This is a genomic window from Paraburkholderia sp. RL17-373-BIF-A, from assembly GCF_046030175.1.
Taxonomy (GTDB): domain Bacteria; phylum Pseudomonadota; class Gammaproteobacteria; order Burkholderiales; family Burkholderiaceae; genus Paraburkholderia.
Genome location: NZ_JARESO010000006.1, coordinates 214,141 through 235,922, shown reverse-complemented (window position 1 = coordinate 235,922; position 21,782 = coordinate 214,141). Strand labels below are relative to the sequence as shown.

Below are 21,782 nucleotides of genomic sequence, written 5' to 3'. Positions count from 1 at the left end.
TATCGATCTCTCACGCCGGCGCTTATCGGGCGATCATCCGCCACGCCGGCGTCTTTCACTTGGCTCAGGAGAACGCATCATGGCAAAAGAGAAGGGCGACAAGAAACACTCGGATATGGCACAAGCAGGTATGGCCGCGCTCAGCCCGTTCGAGCTGAAGGACGAATTGATCAAGGCCGCCGGCGGCGGCGCCGTGGAGCGGCCCGCCAACGCATCGATGCTCAACGCCGGCCGCGGCAATCCGAATTTTCTCGCGACGATTCCGCGCCACGGCTTCTGGCAACTCGGCCTCTTTGCGATGCGCGAATCGGAGCGCTCGTTCGCCTACATGCCGGAAGGCGTGGGCGGCTTTCCGCGACGCGACGGCCTCGAAGAACGCTTCGATCTGTTCCTGCGCGAAAACAAGGGCGTGGCGGGCATCGACTTCCTGCGCGGCGCGGTGTCTTACGTGCGCGACCAGTTGGGATATTCGGCCGGCGACTTCCTGTATGAAATGTGCGAGGGCATTCTCGCTTCGAACTACCCGGTGCCCGACCGCATGCTCAAACTGTCCGAGCTGATCGTCGGCCAGTATCTGCGGCGCGAGATGATCGGCGACCATCCGTTCGTCGGCGAATTCGACGTGTTCGCGGTGGAAGGCGGCACGGCGGCAATGACGTACATCTTCAACACGATGCGCGAGAACCACCTGATCAAGGCCGGCGACACGATCGCGCTCGGCATGCCAATCTTCACGCCGTACATCGAGATTCCGCGCCTGAACGACTACCAGTTGAACGTCGTGAATCTCGAAGCCGACGTGGCCAACGGCTGGCAGTATTCGAAGAAGGAACTGGACAAGCTACGCGATCCGAAGGTGAAGGCGTTCTTCCTGGTGAACCCTAGCAATCCGCCTTCGGTGAAGATCGACGACGAGAGTCTTCAGTACATTGCCGACATCGTCAAGGAACGGCCCGATCTGATCCTGCTGACCGATGACGTGTACGGCACCTTTGCCGATAACTTTGTGTCGCTGTTCGCGCTCGCGCCCAAGAACACCATTCTCGTGTACTCGTACTCGAAGTACTTCGGCGCGACCGGCTGGCGTCTCGGCACGATCGCGACGCATCGCGACAACGTGCTCGACAGGTTGATCGCCGAACTGCCGAAGGACGCGAAGAAGCAGTTGCACGAGCGTTACGAGTCGATCACGACGGAGCCGGACAAGCTCAAGTTCATCGACCGCCTGGTGGCCGACAGCCGCACCGTCGCGCTGAATCACACGGCGGGCCTGTCGACGCCGCAGCAGGTGCAGATGGTGCTGTTTTCGCTGTTCTCGCTGATGGACACGCCGGACGCGTACAAGAACGCGTTGAAGCGGTTGATCCGCAAGCGCAAGCAGGCGCTCTATGAAGAGGTCGGCATTTCGTTCGAGGACGACGATCCGAATCAGGTCGACTACTACACCATTCTCGACATCGAATTCCTCGGCGAGCGGATGTTCGGGCGCGAGTTCGTCGAGTGGCTACTGAAGAACACGCAGCCTTCCGAGTTGTTGTTCCGTCTCGCGCGCGAAGCGCGGGTGGTGCTGCTGCCGGGCCGCGGCTTCGGCACTCAGCATCCGTCGGGGCGCGTCTCGCTGGCCAATCTGAACGAGTCCGACTACCGGCAGATCGGCCGCGCCCTGCGCAAGCTGATCGAAGATTATGTCGAGCGTTTCAATGCGTCCACGGGCAAGAAGCTCGATAAGACCAAGGTGAAGTGACGGGATTGTCCGCCGTGTTGTGCGGTCAAGCATAGTCAAAAAACTTGCGCAATCGCGCGGATCGGTGAATGATCGAACAGGCGGCCTCGCCAGCGTCAATGCTGGCGGGGCCGTTTGCTCCTTTGCGTCCTGACATTCACGTACCGATCATCATGCCGACTTCATCATTCACATCCGCATCTTCCGCAGTGCCCTGTCCGGTTGTCGAGTCGCTCGACGCCATTCTTCCCGAAGAGCCGCTCCTGATGATGGGCGCCGGCCCCGTGCCGATTCCCGCGGCGGTGGCCAAGGCCAACGCGATCGTGATCAATCATCTGGGTGGCACGATGGTGAAGGTGATTGGGCAGGTGAAGTCGATGGCGCGCTATGTGTTCCAGACGAATTCGAAATGGGTGCTGGGCGTGGCCGGGCCTGGATCGGCCGCGATGGAGATGGCGATCTCGAACCTCGCGTGGGAAGGCACGCGTGTGCTGTCCATCAGGAACGGTTTCTTCAGCGAACGGATGGCGGAGATGGGCCGGCGCGTCGGCGCGCGGGTGAGCACGCTCGATGTTGCCGACCGCTCGGTGGCGAGTCTCGAAGAGATTGCCGAGGCAATTCGACGCGAGCGTCCCGAGATCGTGACGGTGGTGCAGGGCGAGACGTCGAATACGGTGTGGAATTATCACCTGAAGGAGATTGCCGCGTTGGCGAAAGCCGCGGGCGCGTTGGTGATCGTCGATGCGGTTTGCACCTTGAGTACGATGCCTTTGGAGATGGATGCCTGGGGGATCGATGCCGTTATTACGGGTGGGCAGAAAGGGTTGTCGTCGATTCCCGGTGTGTCGTTGATCGCGTTTTCGGATGCGGCGTGGGAGCGCGTGAAAGGGCGCACGGCGCCGAATGCGCATTGGTGCCTGGATGCGACGCTTGCGGAGAATTTTTGGCACAACGCGGGGTATCACTATACGGCGCCTGTTTCTGGTGTTTTGGCGTTACACGAAGCTTTGCGGCTTGTTTGTGCCGAGACGCTGGAGAAACGGTTTGCGCGGCATTTGAAGTGTTCGCTGGCGCTGCAGGATGGGGTCGCGGCGATGGGGCTGCGGTTGTATACGCCTGACGCGTGCCGGTTGAATTCTGTTGTTGGCATCGAGGTGCCCGAAGGGTTCAGTCCGGCAGATGTGTGCTCGCATATTTCGCGGATGCATCAGGTGGAGATTTCGGGGTCTTTTGGATTGCCTATCGTTCGCGTGGGGCAGATGGGAGAGCAGTGTCGGGAACATAACCTCTTTCGCACTGTGCATGCGCTTGGGAGGACTATGGTGGATCTGGGGGTTAAGGTTGATTTGCCGGCGGGGGTCGCGGCTTTGGAGAGGGGGTTGTCGGGGGGGAGGTAGGTTCTTCTTTGCCTGCTCGGCGCGCTCAAGCCCATCCTCGGCGCGTGCCTTCTGCGTATCCGGCGCTATCTGGACAACCTCAATCGGGTGCTTGCAGTGATCCGCCACCCAGAAAAAAGCGAAGCCCCATTTCCATCTTGCGCACAAACTCGCTTGATGGGATGGGGCTTAAGTTGAGAGCATTGCCCGGCACAGGGGCAATGCTAATAGACCACCGTGAACTCAAGGAAAGGCCAAAACTCCAGTACCACAACGCATCCAGACTCAAAGCGCCGCAGGCAAATTATTCACCTTGGCATTGCGCAAATAAAGCAAAGTAGAAAGCCCCACACCTGCGGCAGCGGCAACAGCCGCAAAAAGAAACACCGACCCATACCCAAACTCGCCGGCAATATACCCAGCCAACGGCCCGGTAATCCCGAGAGAAAGATCCAGAAACACGGAATAAGCCGACAAAGCCGCCCCCCGACTGGCCGGCGGCACGAGCCCAACAGCCTCGACCCCAAGAGCCGGAAACACCAAAGCAAACCCAAACCCGGTTAGCGCTGCCCCAGCCAGCGCAATGTGCGGTTCAGGCGCCAACCACAACATCAACAACCCGGCGCATTCAAACGAAAACGAGGCAATCGCGACGCGAAATCCACCGTAGGTCTTGATCGTATTGGCAAACAACAACCGGGCCCCGATGAACAGCGTCCCGAACACCGTCAACGACAACGCCGCATTGGGCCAATGCTTAGCCGCATAAAACAGCGTGATGAAAGTAGCAATCGACCCAAACCCGGCCGAGCCAAGCGCCAACCCGATCCCATGCGGCAGCACCCGCGTGAACACGCTGCGATACGACATGCGCTCGCCATGCACGATCGGCACCGGCGCCATCGGACGAGCCAGATAAAAACCAAGCGCCGCCAGCAGAATGACCAGAATTCCCAACGCGGCAAACCCGACCGTATGCTCGATCGCCACGCCCAGCGGCGCGCCGACTGCCAGCGCGCCGTAAGTGGCGATGCCATTCCAAGAAATCACTCGCGCATTGTTGCTCGTGCCCACCCGGCCGATACCCCACAGAATCGCCCCCGTGCCGCACAGGCTCTCACCGAACCCCAGCACGAGACGGCTGCATACCAGGAGGCCGAGGCTCAGCACCGGCCAGCGTCCGCACAGCACAGCCAGCAACAACAGAACCCCGCTTGCGCCACAACCCAGCAAACCGATCGACACGGTCCGCTTCGGCCCCAACGTATCCGCAGAACGGCCGGCCAGCGGCCGCGACGCCAACGTCGCCAGGTATTGCACGCTGATCGCCGCACCCGCCAGCACGGCGCTGTAACCCAGGTCGTCGTGGACGTAGCCCGGCAGTACCGCCAGCGGAATTCCGATCGTCAGATAGCAAAGAAACGTGAAAAAGACGACCGGAATGATCTGCATGGTCGTCGCAAATTCGCTGCGAGGTGTCGCTGAGTCGGTGGACATGGGGAAAACGAGACTTGAAATCGGCGGGAAGGCGTGATTTTCCCATGGAACCGATTCTCTTGCAGGACTTGCTTAATAATTCGTCTAACAAAAACCCGGTGCCGGAACCATATAGTGGTCCGTTTTAGCCTCGTCAGAGGTCACTTTTTCGGGTGGGTGCGTCAAAACTGTTCTCCCCAAACTGGCAAATAATCAACAAAAAAGACAAAAATACGGTCAAATACCCCAACCACCATAAGCCAACCCTTCCCCAAACCCATCTCGATATCTTTTCGCGGATATGTCCCGCATGCGACCCGAGCTATGGGTTGTATTTATTGACGGTGATAGTTTTCGAACCATCACTGCTGCACGTCCCCACGGACACAGAACATTCGAGAGTAACGAGACATGACTGAGCCGATTCGCTTCTACCACCGCAACGCGATCCGCGAGATCAAGGACGCGCCCGTCACCCGCACCGTCCTGCAATATCTGCGCGAAGACGCGCATTGCACGGGCACCAAGGAAGGCTGCGCCGAAGGCGATTGCGGCGCGTGCACGGTCGTGATCGGCGAGCGCAACGAGGCGGGCGGCGTCGACTTCAAAGCGGTCAACGCCTGCATCCAGTTCGTGCCGACGCTTGACGGCAAAGCGCTTTACACCGTCGAAGACCTGCGCCAACCGGACGGCTCGCTGCATCCCGTGCAGGAAGCGATGGTGGAGTGCCACGGCTCGCAGTGCGGTTTCTGCACGCCGGGCTTCGTCATGTCGATGTGGTCGCTGTACGAAAAGCACGGCCACGAACATAGCTGCGCGAACAAGAGCGTGCCGTCGCGTGACGCGATCAGCAACGCGCTGACCGGCAATCTGTGCCGCTGCACGGGCTATCGTCCGATTGTCGACGCGGCAGTGCGCATGTTCGAAGCGCCCGCGCCGAAAGCGCCGGTCAACATCGAAGCATTGTCGAAAACGCTCGCCACGCTCGAACGTAAGGACACTTTCCACTACCAGCACGCCGGCCAGCAGTTCGCTGCGCCGCGTACGGTCGAAGCGCTCGCGAAGATCAAGGAAGCCGAACCGGCCGCGCGTATTCTCGCCGGCAGCACGGACATCGGCCTGTGGGTCACCAAGATGATGCGCGACCTCGGCAACATCGTGTATGTCGGGCAGATCGCCGAACTGCAGAAGATCGGGACCAACGACGAATGGATCGAGATCGGCGCGGGCGTGAGCGTCGAAAAGGCTTACGCGGAAATCGCGAAGCAATACCCCGAACTGAACGAGATGTGGCAGCGTTTCGCGTCGCTGCCCATTCGTAACGCCGGCACGCTCGGCGGCAATATCGCCAACGGTTCGCCGATCGGCGATTCGATGCCGGGCCTGATCGCCCTCGGCGCGCGCGTGATCGTGCGCGGCGGCGAGATCGAGCGCGAAATGCCGCTCGAAGACTTGTACCTCGCGTATCAGAAGAAGGACATGGCGGAGCACGAGTTCGTCGTCGGACTGAAAGTGCCGACGCGCACCGGCGTGCGTCAGAACCTGCAGTTCCGCACTTACAAACTCTCGAAGCGCTTCGATTCGGACATCTCGGCGGTGTGCGCCGCGTTCGCGTTCATCGCCGACGGTAATCTGATCCGCGAGCCGCGCATTGCGTTCGGCGGCATGGCTGCCACGTCCAAGCGCGCGACGCATGCGGAAGCCGTGTTGCGCGACGCCGAATGGCACGAAGCCACCGCGCAGGCCGCGATGCTCGCGCTCGGCAACGACTACGCGCCGCTCTCGGACATGCGCGCGACCAGCAACTACCGCCTCGAATCGGCGAAGAACACGCTGTACCGCTTCTGGCTCGAAACGCGTCCGAACAATCCGCTGCCCAAGAGCGCGCTGGATGTGCGCGCGGTCGCCGCGGCCTGTGCGCCGGCCGCCGTCTAAGCAGAAGCCCAAAGGATACGGAGAACACAACAATGAATCAGCAAGCCGAACCATTCCTGAAAGACCTTCAGGATCTCGACGACTTCACCCAGGTGCACATCTCGCGCCCGCACGAGTCCGCGCATCTGCACGTGAGCGGCCGCGCCACGTACACCGACGACATTCCGACGCTCGCCGGCACGCTGCACGCCGCGCTCGGCCTGTCCTCGAAAGCGCATGCGAAGATCGTCTCGATGTCGCTCGACAAGGTGCGCGCCACGCCGGGCGTGGTCGCGATCTTCACCGCCGACGACATTCCGGGCGTCAACGACGTTGGTCCGATCATCCACGGCGACGATCCGATTCTCGCCGACGGTCTCGTGCAATACATCGGCCAGCCGATCTTCATCGTGGTCGCGACGTCGCATGAAACCGCGCGTCTCGCGGCGCGCCGCGCCGAAGTCGTCTACGAGGAACTGCCGGCGATTCTGACCGCGCAGCAGGCGCGCGCCGCGAACCAGCACGTGCTGCCGCCGATGAAACTCGCGCGCGGCGAGGCGGACACCAAGATCGCCCGCGCCGCGCGTCGCGAAGCCGGCGAAATGCTGCTCGGCGGTCAGGAACAGTTCTATCTGGAAGGCCAGATTTCGTACGCGGTGCCAAAGGACGATGACGGCATGCACGTCTACTGTTCGACGCAACACCCGACCGAAATGCAGCACATGGTCGCGCATGCGTTGGGCGTGGCGTCGCACAACGTGTTGATCGAATGCCGCCGCATGGGCGGCGGTTTCGGCGGCAAGGAATCGCAATCGGGTCTGTTCGCGTGTTGCGCGGCGCTCGCCGCATGGAAGCTGCTGTGCCCGGTGAAACTGCGTCCGGACCGCGATGACGACATGATGGTCACGGGCAAGCGCCACGACTTCCACTACACGTATGAAGTCGGCTACGACGACAAGGGCGTGATCGACGGCGTGACGGTCGACATGACCTCGCGCTGCGGCTTCTCCGCCGACCTGTCCGGTCCGGTGATGACGCGCGCGCTGTGCCACTTCGACAACGCGTACTGGCTCTCGGACGTCACGATCGACGGCTTCTGCGGCAAGACCAACACGCAGTCGAATACGGCGTTCCGCGGTTTCGGCGGTCCGCAAGGCGCGTTCGCGATCGAATACATCATGGACAACGTCGCGCGCTCGGTCGGTGAAGATTCGCTCGACGTGCGCCGCCGCAATCTGTATGGCAAGACGGAGCGTAACCAGACGCCGTACGGTCAGATCGTCGAAGACAACGTGATTCACGAGTTGATCGACGAACTCGAAGCGACCAGCGAATACCGCGCGCGTCGCGCGGCGATCAACGAGTTCAACGCGAATAACGAAATACTGAAGAAGGGCATGGCGCTCACGCCGGTCAAGTTCGGCATCGCGTTCAACGTGACTCACTTCAACCAGGCCGGCGCGCTGGTTCACATCTACACCGACGGTTCGGTGCTGGTGAACCACGGCGGCACCGAAATGGGCCAGGGCTTGAATACGAAGGTCGCGCAGGTCGTCGCGCATGAACTGGGCATTGGCTTCAACCGCATTCGCGTCACGGCCACCGACACCAGCAAGATCGCCAATACGTCGGCGACGGCGGCCTCGACGGGTTCCGATCTGAACGGCAAGGCTGCGCAGGACGCCGCGCGTCAGTTGCGCGAACGTCTGTCGGCGTTTGCCGCTGAACGTTTCGGCGCAGGCCAGGTGAGCGCGTCGGAAGTGCGCTTCGTGCATGACCGCGTGGTGGTGGGCGACGCGATCGTGCCGTTCGAAGAAGTGATCGCGAAGGCTTACGTCGCGCGTATTCAGCTCTGGTCGGACGGTTTCTACGCGACGCCGAAGCTCTACTGGGATCAATCGAAGCTGCAAGGCCGGCCGTTCTACTACTACTCGTACGGCGCGGCCGTGTCGGAAGTGGTGATCGACACGCTGACCGGCGAAATGCGCGTGCTGCGCGCGGACGCGTTGCACGACGTGGGCGCCTCGTTGAATCCGGCGCTCGACGTCGGCCAGGTGGAAGGCGCGTTCATTCAGGGCATGGGTTGGCTCACGACCGAAGAACTGTGGTGGAACGCCGGCGGCAAGTTGATGACGCATGCGCCGTCCACCTACAAGATTCCGACCGTCAACGATACGCCGCCCGACTTCCGCGTGCGTCTCTTCAAGAACCGCAACGCGGAGGACAGCATCCATCGCTCGAAGGCGACCGGCGAGCCGCCGCTGCTGCTGCCGTTCTCGGTGTTCTTCGCCGTGCGCGATGCAGTGTCGGCCGTGGGCGACCATAAGGTCAATCCGCCGCTGAATGCGCCGGCGACCAGCGAGGAAATCCTCAAGGCGGTCGGCGCGGTGCGGGCCGCAACCGCAACACTGCGGCAATCAGCGTAACAATGAGCCGGGAAAGAAGCGCGTGAACAACACACTCACTGGAATGATCGCCATGAACGATTTTTCATCCGTTCAGATCGGCCGACCCAGCGCCGTGCAGACGCCGCGTCCGGCGCCGATGCATATCGTGCTGTTCGGCGCGGGGCACGTCGGGCACGCGCTCATCAAGCTGCTCGGCAGCTTGCCGTGCGTCGTCCAGTGGGTCGACGAGCGCGACGAACTGTTCCCCGACGAAACGCCCGCCAACGTGCAAATCGAAGCGACCGACACGCCGGACGCGATCGTCGATACGGCGCCGCCCGGCGCGTACTTTCTCGTGATGACGCACAATCACGCGCTCGATTTCTCGCTCGCCGCACGCATCATGCGGCGGCGCGATTTCACCTACTTCGGCATGATCGGTTCAAAGACGAAGCGAGTGAAATTCGAGCGTCGTTTGCTCGATCGTGGCGTGGAGCTGGACCGGCTGGTGGAGATGACGTGTCCGATCGGCGTGGCCGGTATCGTCGATAAGGCGCCTTCGGCGATCGCCGTGGCGGTGTGCGCGGAGTTGCTGCAGATTCGTACGCGGCAGGTCGTGGCGCAGCTCGCAACGCAGCAGCTCTGCGCGAGTGTCCGATAGCTAGAAGTCGATCAAGACGAAGGCGTTCAACCGCCGCCGATCGCACTGCAAACCCAAACGTCAGCCCATCGCGGCTGACGTTTCCTTTTTGGGCGCCCGTTTCGCGCGCCGCACCTTCTGCGCGACCAGCGTATCCGACACCTCGGACATCAGCGTACGCAGCCAGCCGACATCGCTCGGCCGGTCCGGCTGCGGATGCCACAACTGATAGCACTTGATGCGCGGAAACGGAATCGGCACATCGACGACCGCGAGCGGCAGCATGTCCGCATAGTGCATCGCAAAGCGGCGCGTGGTCGTGAAGATCAGATCGGATTGCAGCAGCGTTTGCGGCACCAATCCGAAGTAGGGCAGCGTGGCGACGATACGCCGCTCGGCGCGCGCCCGCGCGAAACCGATGTCGATGGCGCCGCTGCTCGCGCCGCTATACGCCGTCGGCGCCAGATGCGGCGCGGCGAGATACGCCTCGCGCGTCAACGGCATGCGCGTCAGCGGATGATCGGCGCGCATCATGCACACGACCGTGTCGGAGAACAGATCGCTGCGCTCGAAGCGCGGCTCGGGCTTCGGCCAGTTGCCGATCACCAGATCGAGTTCGCCGGCATCGAGCGCGGCCGAATGATCGAGCATCGGGCTCAGCGAATCGATTTCGAGCCGCGCGTGCGGCGCCGCCTCGCGAAACTGCGCGATCACCGTCGGCATGAAGAAGTCGTTCAGATAATCCGGCGCGGCCACGCGAAACGTACGGCGCGAGCGGCCGGGATCGAAGTCTCCATGCGGTGTCGCGACGAAATCGACTTCGCGCAGCACGCGCTGCGCGGAAGCCAGCAGCGATTCGCCGTATTCGGTCGGCACCATGCCCGACTTGCCGCGCACGAGGATCGGGTCGTTCAGCGTCTCGCGCAGTTTGCGCAGCGCGGTGCTGATGGCAGGCTGGGTCTGATTCAGACGCAACGCGGTCTGCGTGACGCTGCGCTCGACCAGCAGCGTGCGCAGCACGCGCACGAGCCAGATATCGAGGGAGGCGGCGGTGTCGTCCATGGTTTAAGCGAGGCGGGGCAAACGGATCATTCGATAAGGCGTCGCACGGAGCCGCCCGCGAGAGTCTCGCGAGAGCGCAGCGCCAACGCGCACGGCGCGAAGGTCATAACCTTAGGCCCGTTTGCGGTGTAGCGGCATAGCGGGCACGGTATGGCCGGCATCAGCAAGGCTGTTTTGCCGCTATCGACCTGCAATCGGCCCGCGCAAGCGCCGTGCGGCGCGCGTTTAGCCCGCTTTACGCTTACGTATCGCCTACGGTTGAATGTCCGCAAGCCCCGACGGCAGCGAACTGATCCGTTTGACTTCTCTCGATTCGAGCCAGTTCGGCGTGCGCGCGCAGTACAGCACCATGGGCAACGCGTCCTCACCCCAGAACAACTGATCGTTCAGAAAGAAGGTCGGCACGCCGTAGACGCCGAGGCCGATCGCATCCGCCGTGTTGCGCTGCAATTGCGCCAGCACGGCTGCGCTTCTGATGATCTCCGGACCGTCGGGCATACCGACGCGGTCGCACAACTCGGCAAAGGCTTCATCAGTGGACGGATCGCGGCCTTCACGCCAGATGAATCGGAAAATCTCGCGCACGAAGTTGATGTCGCCATTCGCCGCGGTGGCGAGCAGCAACGGCTTCATGGAATCGAAGGGATGCGCCGGCGGCATCTTGTACGGAATGCCGAGTTGCTCCGCGCGAAACAGCGCGTGCCGGTACAGGAAGGTGCGTTTCGAGGGCACGCCGTAAGCCGGCCGCTGTCCCCAGTGACGATACAGATCATTCAGTACGACCGGCGTGAACACGAAGTCGAAGCCCGGCCATTTGTCGTGTTGCTCCAGCAACAGGTAGGTAAACGGCGAGACAAAGTCGTAGAACCACAGCGGTTGCCTGGCGTCGATGCCAACGGTCATAAATGTCTCCCGAATTGCCGGTTCCGCACGGCGCGTCTGCTGCACCGTCGGATTTGTAATGATCTTACGCGGTGCAGCCGCGGCTTGCACCCGTCAATATGGTTTCGCGTCGCGGTCGTCGCGCGTTTCGCCGATTTCAGCCGCTTCGTTCGCGGCGGGCGGCGTGGGTCCGGCGCCTGCTTCGTCTGATCCGTTCTCCGCGCCTTCCGCTTCGTTGGCGGCGTCGTCGCGCTGGGCGTCGCGGGCCTGCATGAGCCGCTGGCGCACGAAGCCGATATGCTCGCGCAGCACGTAGAACTGATCCGCATAGGCGAGCGGCATCTTCAGACCGTTGACCGACTCCTCGATCGCGTCGAGCCGCTCGATCAGCGACGCGCGCTCGGCGGGCGAATGGTCGCTGAGCGCGCTGCGTTCGATCGCGATCAGCGCGCCGTACCAGCGATAAATGCGCGATTTCACCCGCCACGCATACAGCGACGGCACCAGACGCAACGCCGGCACCAGCAACACGATCAGCGGCACCACGACCACCAGCAGGCGGTCAGCGAGACTCGCGAGCCAGAACGGCAGGATGCGGTAGAGGAAGCTCTTGCCGGACTTGTAGTAGCGCGCGGCGTCGTCGCTGATCGGGAAATCGTGGGCGAGCGGCGCGGGGAATTCGCCGGCGCGCTGCATGATGTTCGCCTTGCCGTGCACCTCGCGCGCGGCTTCGATCAACAGGTCGGAAAGCGCGGGATGCAGCGAGTCGCGCGCCACCAGCTCGGCGGTCGGCGCCACCATGTGAATCGGCGCGGACGGCAGGTTCTTGCCGAGGTCGAACGCGCCCATCGGCATTTCGAGTTGCGTCAGGTAGGGAAAGCGGCGTGTGTAGGCGTCGGCTTGCGAGAAATCGTAGAACTGTACGTTCGGCGTGCGGTAGAGCTTGCCCATCACTGCGGGTTGCGCCGAATCGCCGGCGAGGAACGCCGCGTCGACCTTGCCGGAGACGAGTGCTTCGGCGGCGTCGTCGCCCGAAAGCGGCAGGAGTTTGGTTGCGCCGCCCGGCACGATGCCGTTCGCCTTGAGCAGCGCGAGCGCCAGTTCGCGCGTGCCGCTGCCTACGGCGCCGACTGCGAGCCGCTGGCCCTTGAACTCGGAGAGCCGCGTGACGGTCGGCCCGTGATAGAAGATCGCGAGCGGCACATAGGCCACGCTGCCGAGCGACATCAGCCCGTCGGCCGCCGGGCCGGGCGCGACGCCGTCCTGCACGAAGGCGACATCGACGCCGGACTTCGGATCAGACAGCCGCTTGAGATTCTGCAGCGAGCCTTCCGACGACAGCACGTTCAGCGTGATGCGGTTGCGCGCCAGAATCGCCTTGTACTTTTGCGCCGCTGTCCAGAAGGTGCTGCCTTCGGGGCCGGCGCTGATGGTCAGCGTGCTGGGCGGCGCGGGCTGGATCAGCCGCACGGCGACCCAGATCGCGACGGCGGCGATCAGCAGGATCGGCCCGAACGAAACCGCGAGATCGCGCCAGGAGATCGCGACGAAACGGGCGACAAGACGGGGAGGGCTTTTGCGGCCGGAGGCTGGCTTCATCAGATGACGTGACGGGCTACGGTCGAAAGTGAACAGGAACGGCGCTCCGCCGCGCGCCAAGCGGTGCGAAGCACGCGCGGCTTGTGGCCAGGCTGCCGCGAAGGGCACGCAAGCCGCGCGGCAGCTTGCGTCGCGCCGATGGTACCTGAGATTGACCGCACGGCGGAACGCGCGGCGGCTGCCAGCGCCGACAAACCCGTAACAAATCGTGAACGTGGCGTGACAGCCCGCGCGTCTGACGCGATTCGCATCTCGAGTGTGACTAAACCCGACTAAACCCTTTGCGCTTCTGGCCCGGCTAGATTAAATTGTGCATCGCTGCCGCGAACAGATGTTTGCGCGGCGCGACCCGGCACGACACACAAGAACCGGGCGCGTCGGCGGACTTCGCGGCTTGCCGGTTTCGTACCGCACTGCATGCCCGTCATCGGTCATCGGTCATCGCAGGCGGCAACGGCAACCGGCCTCTCTCGCCTCTCGCACATCGTGTTACAGCCCTAGTCGGCCGTTGCTCGGAAGCGCCTTGTCGTGCGCGCCCAGCATGGCTGCCGGTAGTCGTAACGAAGCCGCTTGTATATGCGGTCCAATGTGAAGCTAAGGAGAAGAAAAGCTATGAAATCGGTCGGTTTTCTGAAAACGCTGGGCTCGGTTGTGGCAATGGTGGTGGCGTGCAATGTGTACGCTCAGGCAAGCGACGCAACGGCAACCGGCACGACCGCCGCGCCGGCTGCCAGCGCCAAGTCGACCAAGAAGGCGAACAGCCAGCTGGGCCGCAAGGTGCGTAGCGCGCTGGCCAAGACACAAGGCGTCGACGTGTCGAACATCGCCGTGCGTGCTCGTGGCGGCGCGGTGACCCTCACGGGTTCGGTGCCTGACGAAGGCCAGATCGACGCTGCCGGCCAGGCGGCCAAGGGCGTCGCCGGCGTGACGTCGGTGTCGAACAAGCTGACCGTTGTGCAGCAGTAAGCAGGCTGCGGCACCTGGCGCGGACGGCTCACGCCGTCATGCGCCATCGTGATGCAGGCGTGCACCAAGGTTCCGGCAAAAAACCGGGGCCTTTTTTTATTTATTTGGCGATTATTGAAGCGGCGATGATGGGGCTCAGCCGTTTCGAATGGGACGGCGGCGCGGCCACGGTCCGTCTGTGCGCTGTGACACACTGCTGACGCGTTGCAAAGCGTACTGTGATGCGTAAGGAACCGGAGTCAAAGTCATGGACACCTCGCTTTTGCGCTATACCGATCTGCCCATCGGCGATCGGGCGGCTTTCGAACTGGTGTGCGCGCGGCACGGTTTTGCACCGGTCCATTTCGACATCAGTGCCTGCGCGGATCCGAGCGATGAAGCGCACGAGCGCCTCGTCACCGTGCGGCGCGGCGGCTGGGCGCAGTCCTATCACGATCGTCACGGTCAATGGATCCGGCAGTTCGAGGCCGATCTGACCTGCCGGTTCTTCAAGTAGCCGCTGGACTTCGCGCCGCGGTGCGTCGATATCCTTAGGGCGGTTTCAGGCCAGCACGAGGCGTACGCCGACCAGTGTGAGCGTGGCGGCGAGCAGGTTGCGCAGCAGCGCGTCCGGCGCGCGCGAGGACAGATAGCTGCCGATCGCGATGCCCGGCAGCGATCCCACCAGCAACGACAGCAGCATCGACCAGTCGATCGAGCCCAGCAGCCAATGGCCGGCGCCCGCCAGCAGGGTGAGCGGCACCGCGTGCGCGATGTCCGATCCGACAATGCGCGTGGTCGGTAAAAGCGGATACAGCAGCAACAGCACCGTCACGCCGATCGCGCCCGCCCCGACCGAAGTCAGCGACACCAGCACGCCGAGCACCGCGCCGGTCAGTATGGTCAGCGCGAGCGTGCGTCCCTGACGCGGCGTGCGCTGTTTGCGCGCGCCGAGCGCCGCGAGTTGCGGACGAAACACCAGCGCCACCGCCGTCACCAGCAACGCCGCGCCGAGCACGACCTGGATCAGCCGGCTCGCGCCCGGCGTGTCCATGCCATAACGATGCAGCAGGATCAGCGTGATCGTGGCGGCCGGCACGCTGCCGGCGGCGAGGCGCAGGGTGATCTGCCAGTCGACGGAGCCCTTCAGGCCGTGCACGAGCGTGCCGGTGGCCTTGGTGGCCGCCGCGTACAGCAGGTCGGTGCCGACCGCGGTGGCCGGATGCACATTGAACAGCAGGACCAGGATCGGCGTCATCAGCGAGCCGCCGCCGACGCCCGTCAGTCCGACCAGAAAGCCGACGAACAGGCCGGAGACGGAGTACAGCAGATCGATGTGGGGAAGTGCCATTGAGCGGACCGCTGGCGGTCGGGTGGGACGGGTTATAGGAGGCAAGGCCGGCGCGCCGGCCTTCGACAGTCGATGGAGGGCGGCGCAAAGGCCGCCGCGGCGCGGCGAAAGCCGCTATTGTCGCAAAACTGCCGCGTTTGCGTATGAAGCGGTGCGCTGCGCGGCCTGCATACGATCGATCAGCGCGAGGACTTCGGGCCGGTTTTCGCCTTTCGCATGCACGAAGTAGTAGGTCAGCGGCGAGGCGACTTCATGGCGGCTCACGCGTACGAGGCCGCTGCGCTGCAGATAGGCGTCGGCGAGCGGCACGCGTGCCAGCGCCACGCCGAGTCCCGCTTCCGCGGCGGCCAGCACCAGCGTGTAGTCTTCGAAGCGCCGGTCCTGCGGGCGAGGTTTCAACGGCATGTCCAGCGCATCGAACCATGCGCGCCAGCCTGTCACGTCCGAGTCGTGCAGCAGCGGCACGTCGAGCAGCGCCGCGTCGCCGCGCTTATGCCGCTGCTTCGCCAGTTGCGCGGCCAGTGCGGGATGCGCCAACGGATAGAGCTTCTCCGGCAGGAACGGCTTGACCTCCACATGACGCCAGTTGCCGCGCCCGTAGCGAATGGCCAGATCCGCGTCGCCGCTGACGATGTCCGCGTTGCGATGGTCGATGTCGAGTTGAATGCGCAGCGCCGGCGCCTCGCTTTCGAACGCCGCCTGGCGCTCGAAGAACCACAGCTTGGCGAACGCGGGCACCACGCTCAGCTTGACCAGTTGCGGGCTGCGCGGCGAACGCCACTGGTCCGCAGCGCTGTCGATAATGCCGAAAGCCTGCTCGATCCGCCCAACAAAACGCTGCCCGTCCGGTGTCAGCCGCACGCCGCGGGCATGGCGTTCGAACAATGTCATGCCGAGCCAGTTCTCTACCGCCGCGACGCGCCGGCTGATCGCGCCGTGCGTGAGTCCGGCGCCTTCCGCGGCGGCGAGGAACGAGCCTTCACGGGCCACGTGACAGACGGTTTCGAGGCTGGCGAGCGGCGGCCGCGCGGACGCGGCGTGTGGCGAGGTGTGAGCCATATTCACATCACGGTGTTCATTTGTGTTCTAGCTTAGCAGCTCATGGCGAGGCACGATCGCGGCATGAACACACTCACTTCGCCTCGTCCCTCGCGCTTTGCGCGTCAGCCGCTGTTGGCGGCAGGTGCGGTCGCTTTCACGATTGTGTCGTGGGCATCCGCTTTTCCATTCATTCGGATCGGATTGCAGGGCTTGCCGCCTTTGCAACTGGCGTCCGCGCGATTCGCTACTGCGGCGCTGCTGGTGCTCGCGTGGCTCGCCTACCGGCGCCCGCGTCTGCCGACATGGCCCGATGGCCTGCGCTTCGCGTTGTGCGGTTTTCTCGGCATCGCGCTCTACAACGCGCTGCTCAATACCGGTGAAAAGACCGTGGCTGCGGGCGCGGCGAGTTTCATCGTCAATACGCTGCCGATTTTTACGGCGTTGCTGGCGGCCGTCGTACTCGGCGAGCGTTTCAACCGCTGGGGATGGCTCGGGTCGCTGATAAGCCTGGCGGGTATCGCCGTGATTGCGCGCGGCCAGCCGGGCGGGCTGACGCTCGGCGCGGGCAGCACTCTGATTCTCGGCGCCGCGCTGTGTTCCGCGAGTTACTTCGTGCTGCAGCGGCGTCTGATTCCGGTCTACGGCGCGCTGACCTGCACCGCCTACACATTGCTGGCCGGCGCGCTGCTGCTGACGCCCTGGTTGCCGGGCGCGGTGCATTCGCTCGACGGTGCGCCGCGCGGGACGCTGCAGGCGGTGCTGGTGCTCGGCGTGTTTCCCGCGACGCTCGGTTATGCGACGTGGACCTTCGCGCTCGGTCATTTCGGCGCGGCGCGCGCGGCCAATTTTCTCTATCTGACGCCGGCCGTGGCGACAGTCTTGTCCGCGCTGCTGACCGGAGAACGCCCGGGGCTCGCGACGCTATGCGGTGGTTTGCTGGCGATCTGCGGTGTGGTGCTCGTGGCGTTGCGCGGGCGCTCGTGAGGCTGCGGCTGGGAGCGTAGCGGCCGACCCAGCCGCAGCGCTAACACGTGGTGCTGTGCGCGGATGCTTGCTCAAAGCGCCCGGCGAATTTCCACGACGCCGAACGCCGCCAGCGTGAACCCGACGATCCGGTCGATGGCAACGCGCAGCTTGCTGCCGATCGCATGGCGCGCGAGCGACACCACCGTCACGAGGAAACACCACCAAGCGATCGAGCCGCAAAACACGCCGCCTACCGTGGTCAGCGCGATGCTCGATGAAAACGCGCCGCGCGGGGCGAGCGTCGTGAACAGCGCGGCGAACATGATGACCGTTTGCGGATTGGTCAGCGTGAGCAGCAATGAACTTGCATAGGCGCGCAGCGCACCGGCGCGGCCCACTTGCGCGAGCTTGCCGTTGCCGTTGCCGTTGCCGTCGCCGTTCGACGCGTCGGCAGGTGCTTTCTGCAGTAGCGTGCGCACGCCCAGATACAACAGGAACAATCCGGCGAGCAGATGCAAGGGCCGGTCGTACGCGAGCATGAACTGCGAGATGCTGACGAGGCCGAGTGCCGCAATCAGACCGTAAGCGGCGTCGCCGGTTGCAATGCCGAAACCGATGGCTAGCCCGGCACGCGGACCGCCGGTCAACGTGCGGCGGATGCACAGCATGCCCATCGGGCCGACCGGCGCGGCAATCGCGAGGCCGACGCCTGCGGCGGTGAGGAAGAGACTGGTGGTGGACATGGCTCTCTCTGGTTCTGGTCGATTGTTCTGGTTCGTGCCGCGATTCGCGTGCTGCGCAGAGGCTCGCGGCCGGCAAGGCCCTCAGCATAGCCAGACCGGAAAAGCCGGGCAAGTGCGGGAATGATCGCGGGTTAAAGCGGCTCAAACAGCCCAAGCAACCCCAGCAACCCCAGCAACCCCAGCAACCCCAGCAACCTCCGCGGTGGATACCCTGAGAGGGCCTCGGCCGCCGTCATCGTCGGGCATAATTTTCCCACTTCAGACCTTGGGAGCACGCCCGCTCATGTGGCAGATCGATCAGGTGACCTTGCGCTTGTTCATTGCCGTCTGCGAGGAAGGCACGATTGCGCGCGCGGCCGAACGCGAGTTCATCGCGCCGTCGGCGGTCAGCAAACGGCTCGCGGATCTCGAGGCGTTGGTCGATGTCGCGTTGCTCTCGCGCAGCCAGCGCGGCGTGCGCGCGACCGCTGCCGGCGAGGCGCTGCTGCGGCATGCGCGGCTCATCATGCGCGGCCACGAACGCCTGCAAGCCGAACTCAGTGAATACGCGGCCGGCGCGCGCGGCCATGTGCGGGTGCTGGCGAACGTGTCGTCGATGGTGGAGTTTCTGCCTGAGGCGCTCTCGGCGTTTCTAAAGGCGAACCCGCGAATTCGCGTGGACGTCGAAGAGCGCGTGAGCGCGGAGATCGTTCGAGGGCTGGAAGAAGGCGTCGCCGATCTCGGCATTTGCCGCGATGTCGTGCCGATGGGCAGTCTCGACGCGTTGCCCTATCGCGCCGATCATCTCGCGCTGATCGTGCCGCGCGACCATCCGCTCGCGGGCGAGGGCGCGGTCAGCTTCGAGCAGACGCTGGCGTTCGACCACCTCGGACTCTCGTCGAACGCCTCGGTGAATGCACTGATGCAGCGCATCGCGGTGGAGAAGGGCCGCGAACTCAACTATCGCACCTACGTATCGACGTTCGACGCCGCCTATCGTTTCATTCAGGCCGGCCTCGCCGTCGCGATCCTGCCGCGCGAAGCGCTGCCGCGTCACGCCGCCGACGAATACGGCATCATGGCCGTGCCCTTGAGCGAAGCTTGGGCCGAACGGCGCTTCGTGATTTGCATGCGCGACCGTCAGGCGCTCACGCTCGCGGCGTCACATCTGCTCGATCATCTGCTGAAGGCGGGCTGAGTGTCTGAGCTGAAACCCGGCCGCGATCTGCCTGCTCTCCTCCCTCTGAAAAGCCCTTAAGGGTTTCCCCTTTGCGGCGGCTCACGCCCGTCCGGCCTGCCTGAGCCGCCATCGCGAGCGGCGATGGAGTACGTCGCCAACGCAGACTTTGCCGCGCGTCGATGCGCGGGCACGCTGTCACTCAGTTGCTTCATTCCCCTCATTCTCCGCCGCAGTCAAGACCGGGATTCAAGACCATGAGTGACACCCAGGAGCGCGTCGTCGTGACCGAAGTCGGTATGCGAGACGGTCTGCAAAGCATGGCCCGCACGATGCCCACCGCGTTCAAACGGCGCTGGATCGACGCCGCCTATGCTGCCGGCGTGCGCCATATGGAAGTCGCCTCCTTCGTGCCGGCGAAGCTGCTGCCGCAGATGGCCGACGCCGACGAAGTTATCGCCCACGCGCTCACCTACGACGATCTGATCGTCACGGCGCTGGTGCCGAATCTGAAGGGCGCGCAACGAGCGCTCGAATGCGGCGTGCATCGGATCGTCGCGCCGATTTCGGTGAGCGCCGCGCATAGCCTTGCGAACGTGCGCAAGACGCCGGCGGAAATGATCGAGGCGTTCGCGGCGATGCGCGAGTTGATCGACGGCGCGGCACACGCGGACGCGCGACGCGTCGAACTGATCGCCGGCTTGTCCACGGTGTTCGGCTGCACGCTGCAAGGCGCGGTGCCGTACGCGGATATCGCCGCGATCGCCGACGCCGCGGTGCAAGCAGGCGCCGATGTGATCGCGCTCGGCGACACCACCGGCGAAGCGACGCCGCGCCAGGTCGGCGAGATCATCGAACTGGTGCGCGATGTCGCGGGCGGCAAGCTGCGCTCGCTGCATTTCCACGACACGCGTGGCCTCGGTCTCGCCAACACACTGGTCGCGCTGCAACACGGCATCCGCGAATTCGACGCGTCGCTGGCCGGCCTCGGCGGCTGTCCGCATGCGCCGGGCGCGACCGGCAACGTCAACACCGAAGACCTCGTCTTCATGCTCGACAGCATGGGCTACACGACCGGCATCGACCTCGACCTTCTGCTCGCGTCGCGCGCCGTGCTCGCCGACGCTTTGCCCGGCGAACCGCTGTACGGCTATCTGGCGCGCGCCGGCTTGCCGAAGCAGTTCAGCGCCGCCCGTCAACGTTTCGAATCCTCCGACTCGCAGGTACTGCAATGAATCCGCTTTCCTCTACTTCCACCTCTTTGCCGCAGCCAGGCGCGCTGCCGCTCGCGGGCATTCGTGTGATCGAGTTGTCGCATATGGTGATGGGCCCGACCTGCGGGATGATTCTCGGCGATCTCGGCGCTGAAGTCATCAAGGTCGAACCGCCGCGCGGCGACGGTACGCGCCGTTTGCTCGGCACCGGCGCGGGCTTTTTCCGCACCTTCAATCGCAACAAGAAGAGCGTGGCGCTCGACCTCGATAGCGAAGCGGGATTGGCCGCGTTGCACAAGCTGGTCGATACCACGGACGTGTTCGTCGAGAACTTCAAACCGGGCCGCATGGCGAGCCTCGGTCTCGACTACGCGACGTTGCGCGAGCGCAATCCGAAGCTCATCTACGTCTCGCACAAGGGCTTCCTGAACGGTCCGTATGAACACCGTCTCGCGCTCGACGAAGTCGTGCAGATGATGGCCGGCCTCGCCTACATGACCGGGCCGGTGGGCCGTCCGCTGCGCGCGGGCAGTTCGGTCAACGACATCATGGGCGGCATGTTCGGCGCGATCGGCGTGCTCGCCGCCTTGCACGAACGGCATGCGAGCGGACGCGGCAAGGAAGTGCAGAGCGCGCTGTTCGAGAACTGCGTGCTGCTGTCCGCGCAGCACATGCAGCAGTTCGCCGCGACCGGCGTGCCAGCCGCGCCGATGCCCGAGCGCATCAGCGCGTGGGCCGTGTACGACGTGTTCACGCTCGCCAACAACGAGCAGATGTTCATCGCCGCGACCGGCGACGGACAGTGGCGCGCGCTGTGTGCGATTCTCGGCCGCGCGGATCTGCTGGCCGACCCGCGCCTCACCAGCAACAACGACCGCGTGCTGGCGCGCGAATGGCTGTTGAAGACACTCGGCGAAACGCTGAGCCAGTTCGAAGGCGCGGCGCTCGCGCCCCAGTTCGAGCGCGACCACATTCCGTTCGCGTCGATCACGAAACCCGAAGAGCTGTTCGACGATCCGCATCTGAACCAGAGCGGTGGTCTTGCTCGCCTCACGCTCGATGACGGCAGCGAAACCAGCATGCCTTTGCTGCCGATTTCACTCGATGGCGCGCGTCTGCAGCCACGTCAACCGATCGCGAAGATCGGCGAGCACACGGCGCAAGTGCTGCGCGATCTCGGCTATGACGAGGCGCAGATCGTGGCGCTGGGCGGCGGGTCGAAGCAGGCGCCGCAGGAAGCCGCGTGAGGCCGTTGCATGAGTGCGGCGTTCGATGCATGGAACGCAATCAAATCAATCTCATCCGGC

The 21,782-nt window shown here is 64.0% G+C and carries 19 protein-coding genes; 12 read left to right on the top strand and 7 right to left on the bottom strand.

The window, feature by feature from the left end:
* Positions 1-79 precede the first annotated feature (79 nt).
* The gene (locus tag P0D80_RS10080; RefSeq protein ID WP_408283338.1) at positions 80-1,744 is read left to right on the top strand and encodes a bifunctional aspartate transaminase/aspartate 4-decarboxylase; all 1,665 of its coding nucleotides are present in this window, start codon (positions 80-82) and stop codon (positions 1,742-1,744) included.
* A 152-nt stretch (positions 1,745-1,896) separates the two neighbouring features.
* Positions 1,897-3,120, top strand: coding sequence for a pyridoxal-phosphate-dependent aminotransferase family protein (locus P0D80_RS10075; RefSeq protein ID WP_132376977.1), 1,224 nt, complete (start codon positions 1,897-1,899; stop codon positions 3,118-3,120).
* Between the two features lie 264 nt (positions 3,121-3,384).
* Here the strand turns inward: P0D80_RS10075 and P0D80_RS10070 are convergent, their stop codons facing one another.
* Positions 3,385-4,596 carry an MFS transporter gene (locus P0D80_RS10070; protein ID WP_132375953.1) on the bottom strand — a complete coding sequence of 404 codons (1,212 nt, stop codon included), beginning with the start codon at positions 4,594-4,596 and terminating at the stop codon, positions 3,385-3,387.
* A 390-nt stretch (positions 4,597-4,986) separates the two neighbouring features.
* Here P0D80_RS10070 and xdhA point away from each other — a divergent pair, with 390 nt between their 5' ends.
* The 3 genes from xdhA to xdhC are packed head-to-tail and all read left to right on the top strand — an operon-like array spanning position 4,987 to position 9,537.
* The gene (xdhA, locus tag P0D80_RS10065) at positions 4,987-6,510 is read left to right on the top strand and encodes a xanthine dehydrogenase small subunit (RefSeq protein WP_408283334.1); all 1,524 of its coding nucleotides are present in this window, start codon (positions 4,987-4,989) and stop codon (positions 6,508-6,510) included.
* A 32-nt stretch (positions 6,511-6,542) separates the two neighbouring features.
* The gene (xdhB, locus tag P0D80_RS10060; protein ID WP_408283332.1) at positions 6,543-8,915 is read left to right on the top strand and encodes a xanthine dehydrogenase molybdopterin binding subunit; all 2,373 of its coding nucleotides are present in this window, start codon (positions 6,543-6,545) and stop codon (positions 8,913-8,915) included.
* Positions 8,916-8,967: 52 nt separating this feature from the next.
* On the top strand, positions 8,968-9,537 hold the full coding sequence (xdhC, locus tag P0D80_RS10055) for a xanthine dehydrogenase accessory protein XdhC (RefSeq protein ID WP_408283460.1): 570 nt from the start codon (positions 8,968-8,970) through the stop codon (positions 9,535-9,537).
* A 60-nt stretch (positions 9,538-9,597) separates the two neighbouring features.
* On the opposite strand, the gene P0D80_RS10050 is transcribed toward xdhC, so the two are convergent.
* From P0D80_RS10050 to P0D80_RS10040, 3 genes are all read right to left on the bottom strand, one after another.
* On the bottom strand, positions 9,598-10,578 hold the full coding sequence (locus P0D80_RS10050; RefSeq protein ID WP_132375949.1) for a LysR substrate-binding domain-containing protein: 981 nt from the start codon (positions 10,576-10,578) through the stop codon (positions 9,598-9,600).
* 252 nt (positions 10,579-10,830) lie between these two features.
* Positions 10,831-11,481, bottom strand: coding sequence for a 2-hydroxychromene-2-carboxylate isomerase (locus P0D80_RS10045; protein WP_132375948.1), 651 nt, complete (start codon positions 11,479-11,481; stop codon positions 10,831-10,833).
* Between the two features lie 93 nt (positions 11,482-11,574).
* Positions 11,575-13,059, bottom strand: a complete 1,485-nt coding sequence (locus P0D80_RS10040; protein ID WP_408283330.1) for a TAXI family TRAP transporter solute-binding subunit — start codon at positions 13,057-13,059, stop codon at positions 11,575-11,577.
* Positions 13,060-13,671: 612 nt separating this feature from the next.
* Between P0D80_RS10040 and P0D80_RS10035 the strand changes: the two genes are divergently transcribed.
* From P0D80_RS10035 to P0D80_RS10025, 3 genes are read left to right on the top strand one after another with little or no spacing between them, the layout of a single operon-like run.
* Entirely contained in the window at positions 13,672-14,025 is a 354-nt protein-coding gene (locus P0D80_RS10035; RefSeq protein ID WP_408283327.1) for a BON domain-containing protein, read from the top strand.
* Between the two features lie 38 nt (positions 14,026-14,063).
* Complete coding sequence (locus P0D80_RS10030; protein ID WP_408283325.1) at positions 14,064-14,225, top strand: hypothetical protein; 162 nt, start codon at positions 14,064-14,066, stop codon at positions 14,223-14,225.
* Positions 14,226-14,272: 47 nt separating this feature from the next.
* On the top strand, positions 14,273-14,521 hold the full coding sequence (locus P0D80_RS10025) for a hypothetical protein (RefSeq protein WP_132375945.1): 249 nt from the start codon (positions 14,273-14,275) through the stop codon (positions 14,519-14,521).
* Positions 14,522-14,566: 45 nt separating this feature from the next.
* Here the strand turns inward: P0D80_RS10025 and P0D80_RS10020 are convergent, their stop codons facing one another.
* Complete coding sequence (locus tag P0D80_RS10020) at positions 14,567-15,355, bottom strand: sulfite exporter TauE/SafE family protein (RefSeq protein WP_408283322.1); 789 nt, start codon at positions 15,353-15,355, stop codon at positions 14,567-14,569.
* A 114-nt stretch (positions 15,356-15,469) separates the two neighbouring features.
* The gene (locus tag P0D80_RS10015; protein WP_408283319.1) at positions 15,470-16,414 is read right to left on the bottom strand and encodes a LysR substrate-binding domain-containing protein; all 945 of its coding nucleotides are present in this window, start codon (positions 16,412-16,414) and stop codon (positions 15,470-15,472) included.
* Between the two features lie 63 nt (positions 16,415-16,477).
* Between P0D80_RS10015 and P0D80_RS10010 the strand changes: the two genes are divergently transcribed.
* The gene (locus tag P0D80_RS10010) at positions 16,478-17,380 is read left to right on the top strand and encodes a DMT family transporter (RefSeq protein WP_132375942.1); all 903 of its coding nucleotides are present in this window, start codon (positions 16,478-16,480) and stop codon (positions 17,378-17,380) included.
* Between the two features lie 71 nt (positions 17,381-17,451).
* Here the strand turns inward: P0D80_RS10010 and P0D80_RS10005 are convergent, their stop codons facing one another.
* Positions 17,452-18,105, bottom strand: a complete 654-nt coding sequence (locus P0D80_RS10005; protein ID WP_408283317.1) for a LysE family translocator — start codon at positions 18,103-18,105, stop codon at positions 17,452-17,454.
* A 283-nt stretch (positions 18,106-18,388) separates the two neighbouring features.
* Here P0D80_RS10005 and P0D80_RS10000 point away from each other — a divergent pair, with 283 nt between their 5' ends.
* From P0D80_RS10000 to P0D80_RS09990, 3 genes are all read left to right on the top strand, one after another.
* Positions 18,389-19,282, top strand: coding sequence for a LysR family transcriptional regulator (locus P0D80_RS10000; RefSeq protein ID WP_408283314.1), 894 nt, complete (start codon positions 18,389-18,391; stop codon positions 19,280-19,282).
* A 236-nt stretch (positions 19,283-19,518) separates the two neighbouring features.
* A complete protein-coding gene (locus P0D80_RS09995) occupies positions 19,519-20,496 on the top strand; it encodes a hydroxymethylglutaryl-CoA lyase (RefSeq protein ID WP_408283311.1) in 978 nt (325 codons plus the stop codon).
* The gene (locus tag P0D80_RS09990) at positions 20,493-21,722 is read left to right on the top strand and encodes a CaiB/BaiF CoA transferase family protein (protein ID WP_408283309.1); all 1,230 of its coding nucleotides are present in this window, start codon (positions 20,493-20,495) and stop codon (positions 21,720-21,722) included. Before P0D80_RS09995 ends, P0D80_RS09990 begins: the two co-directional genes overlap by 4 nt.
* Positions 21,723-21,782 lie beyond the last annotated feature (60 nt).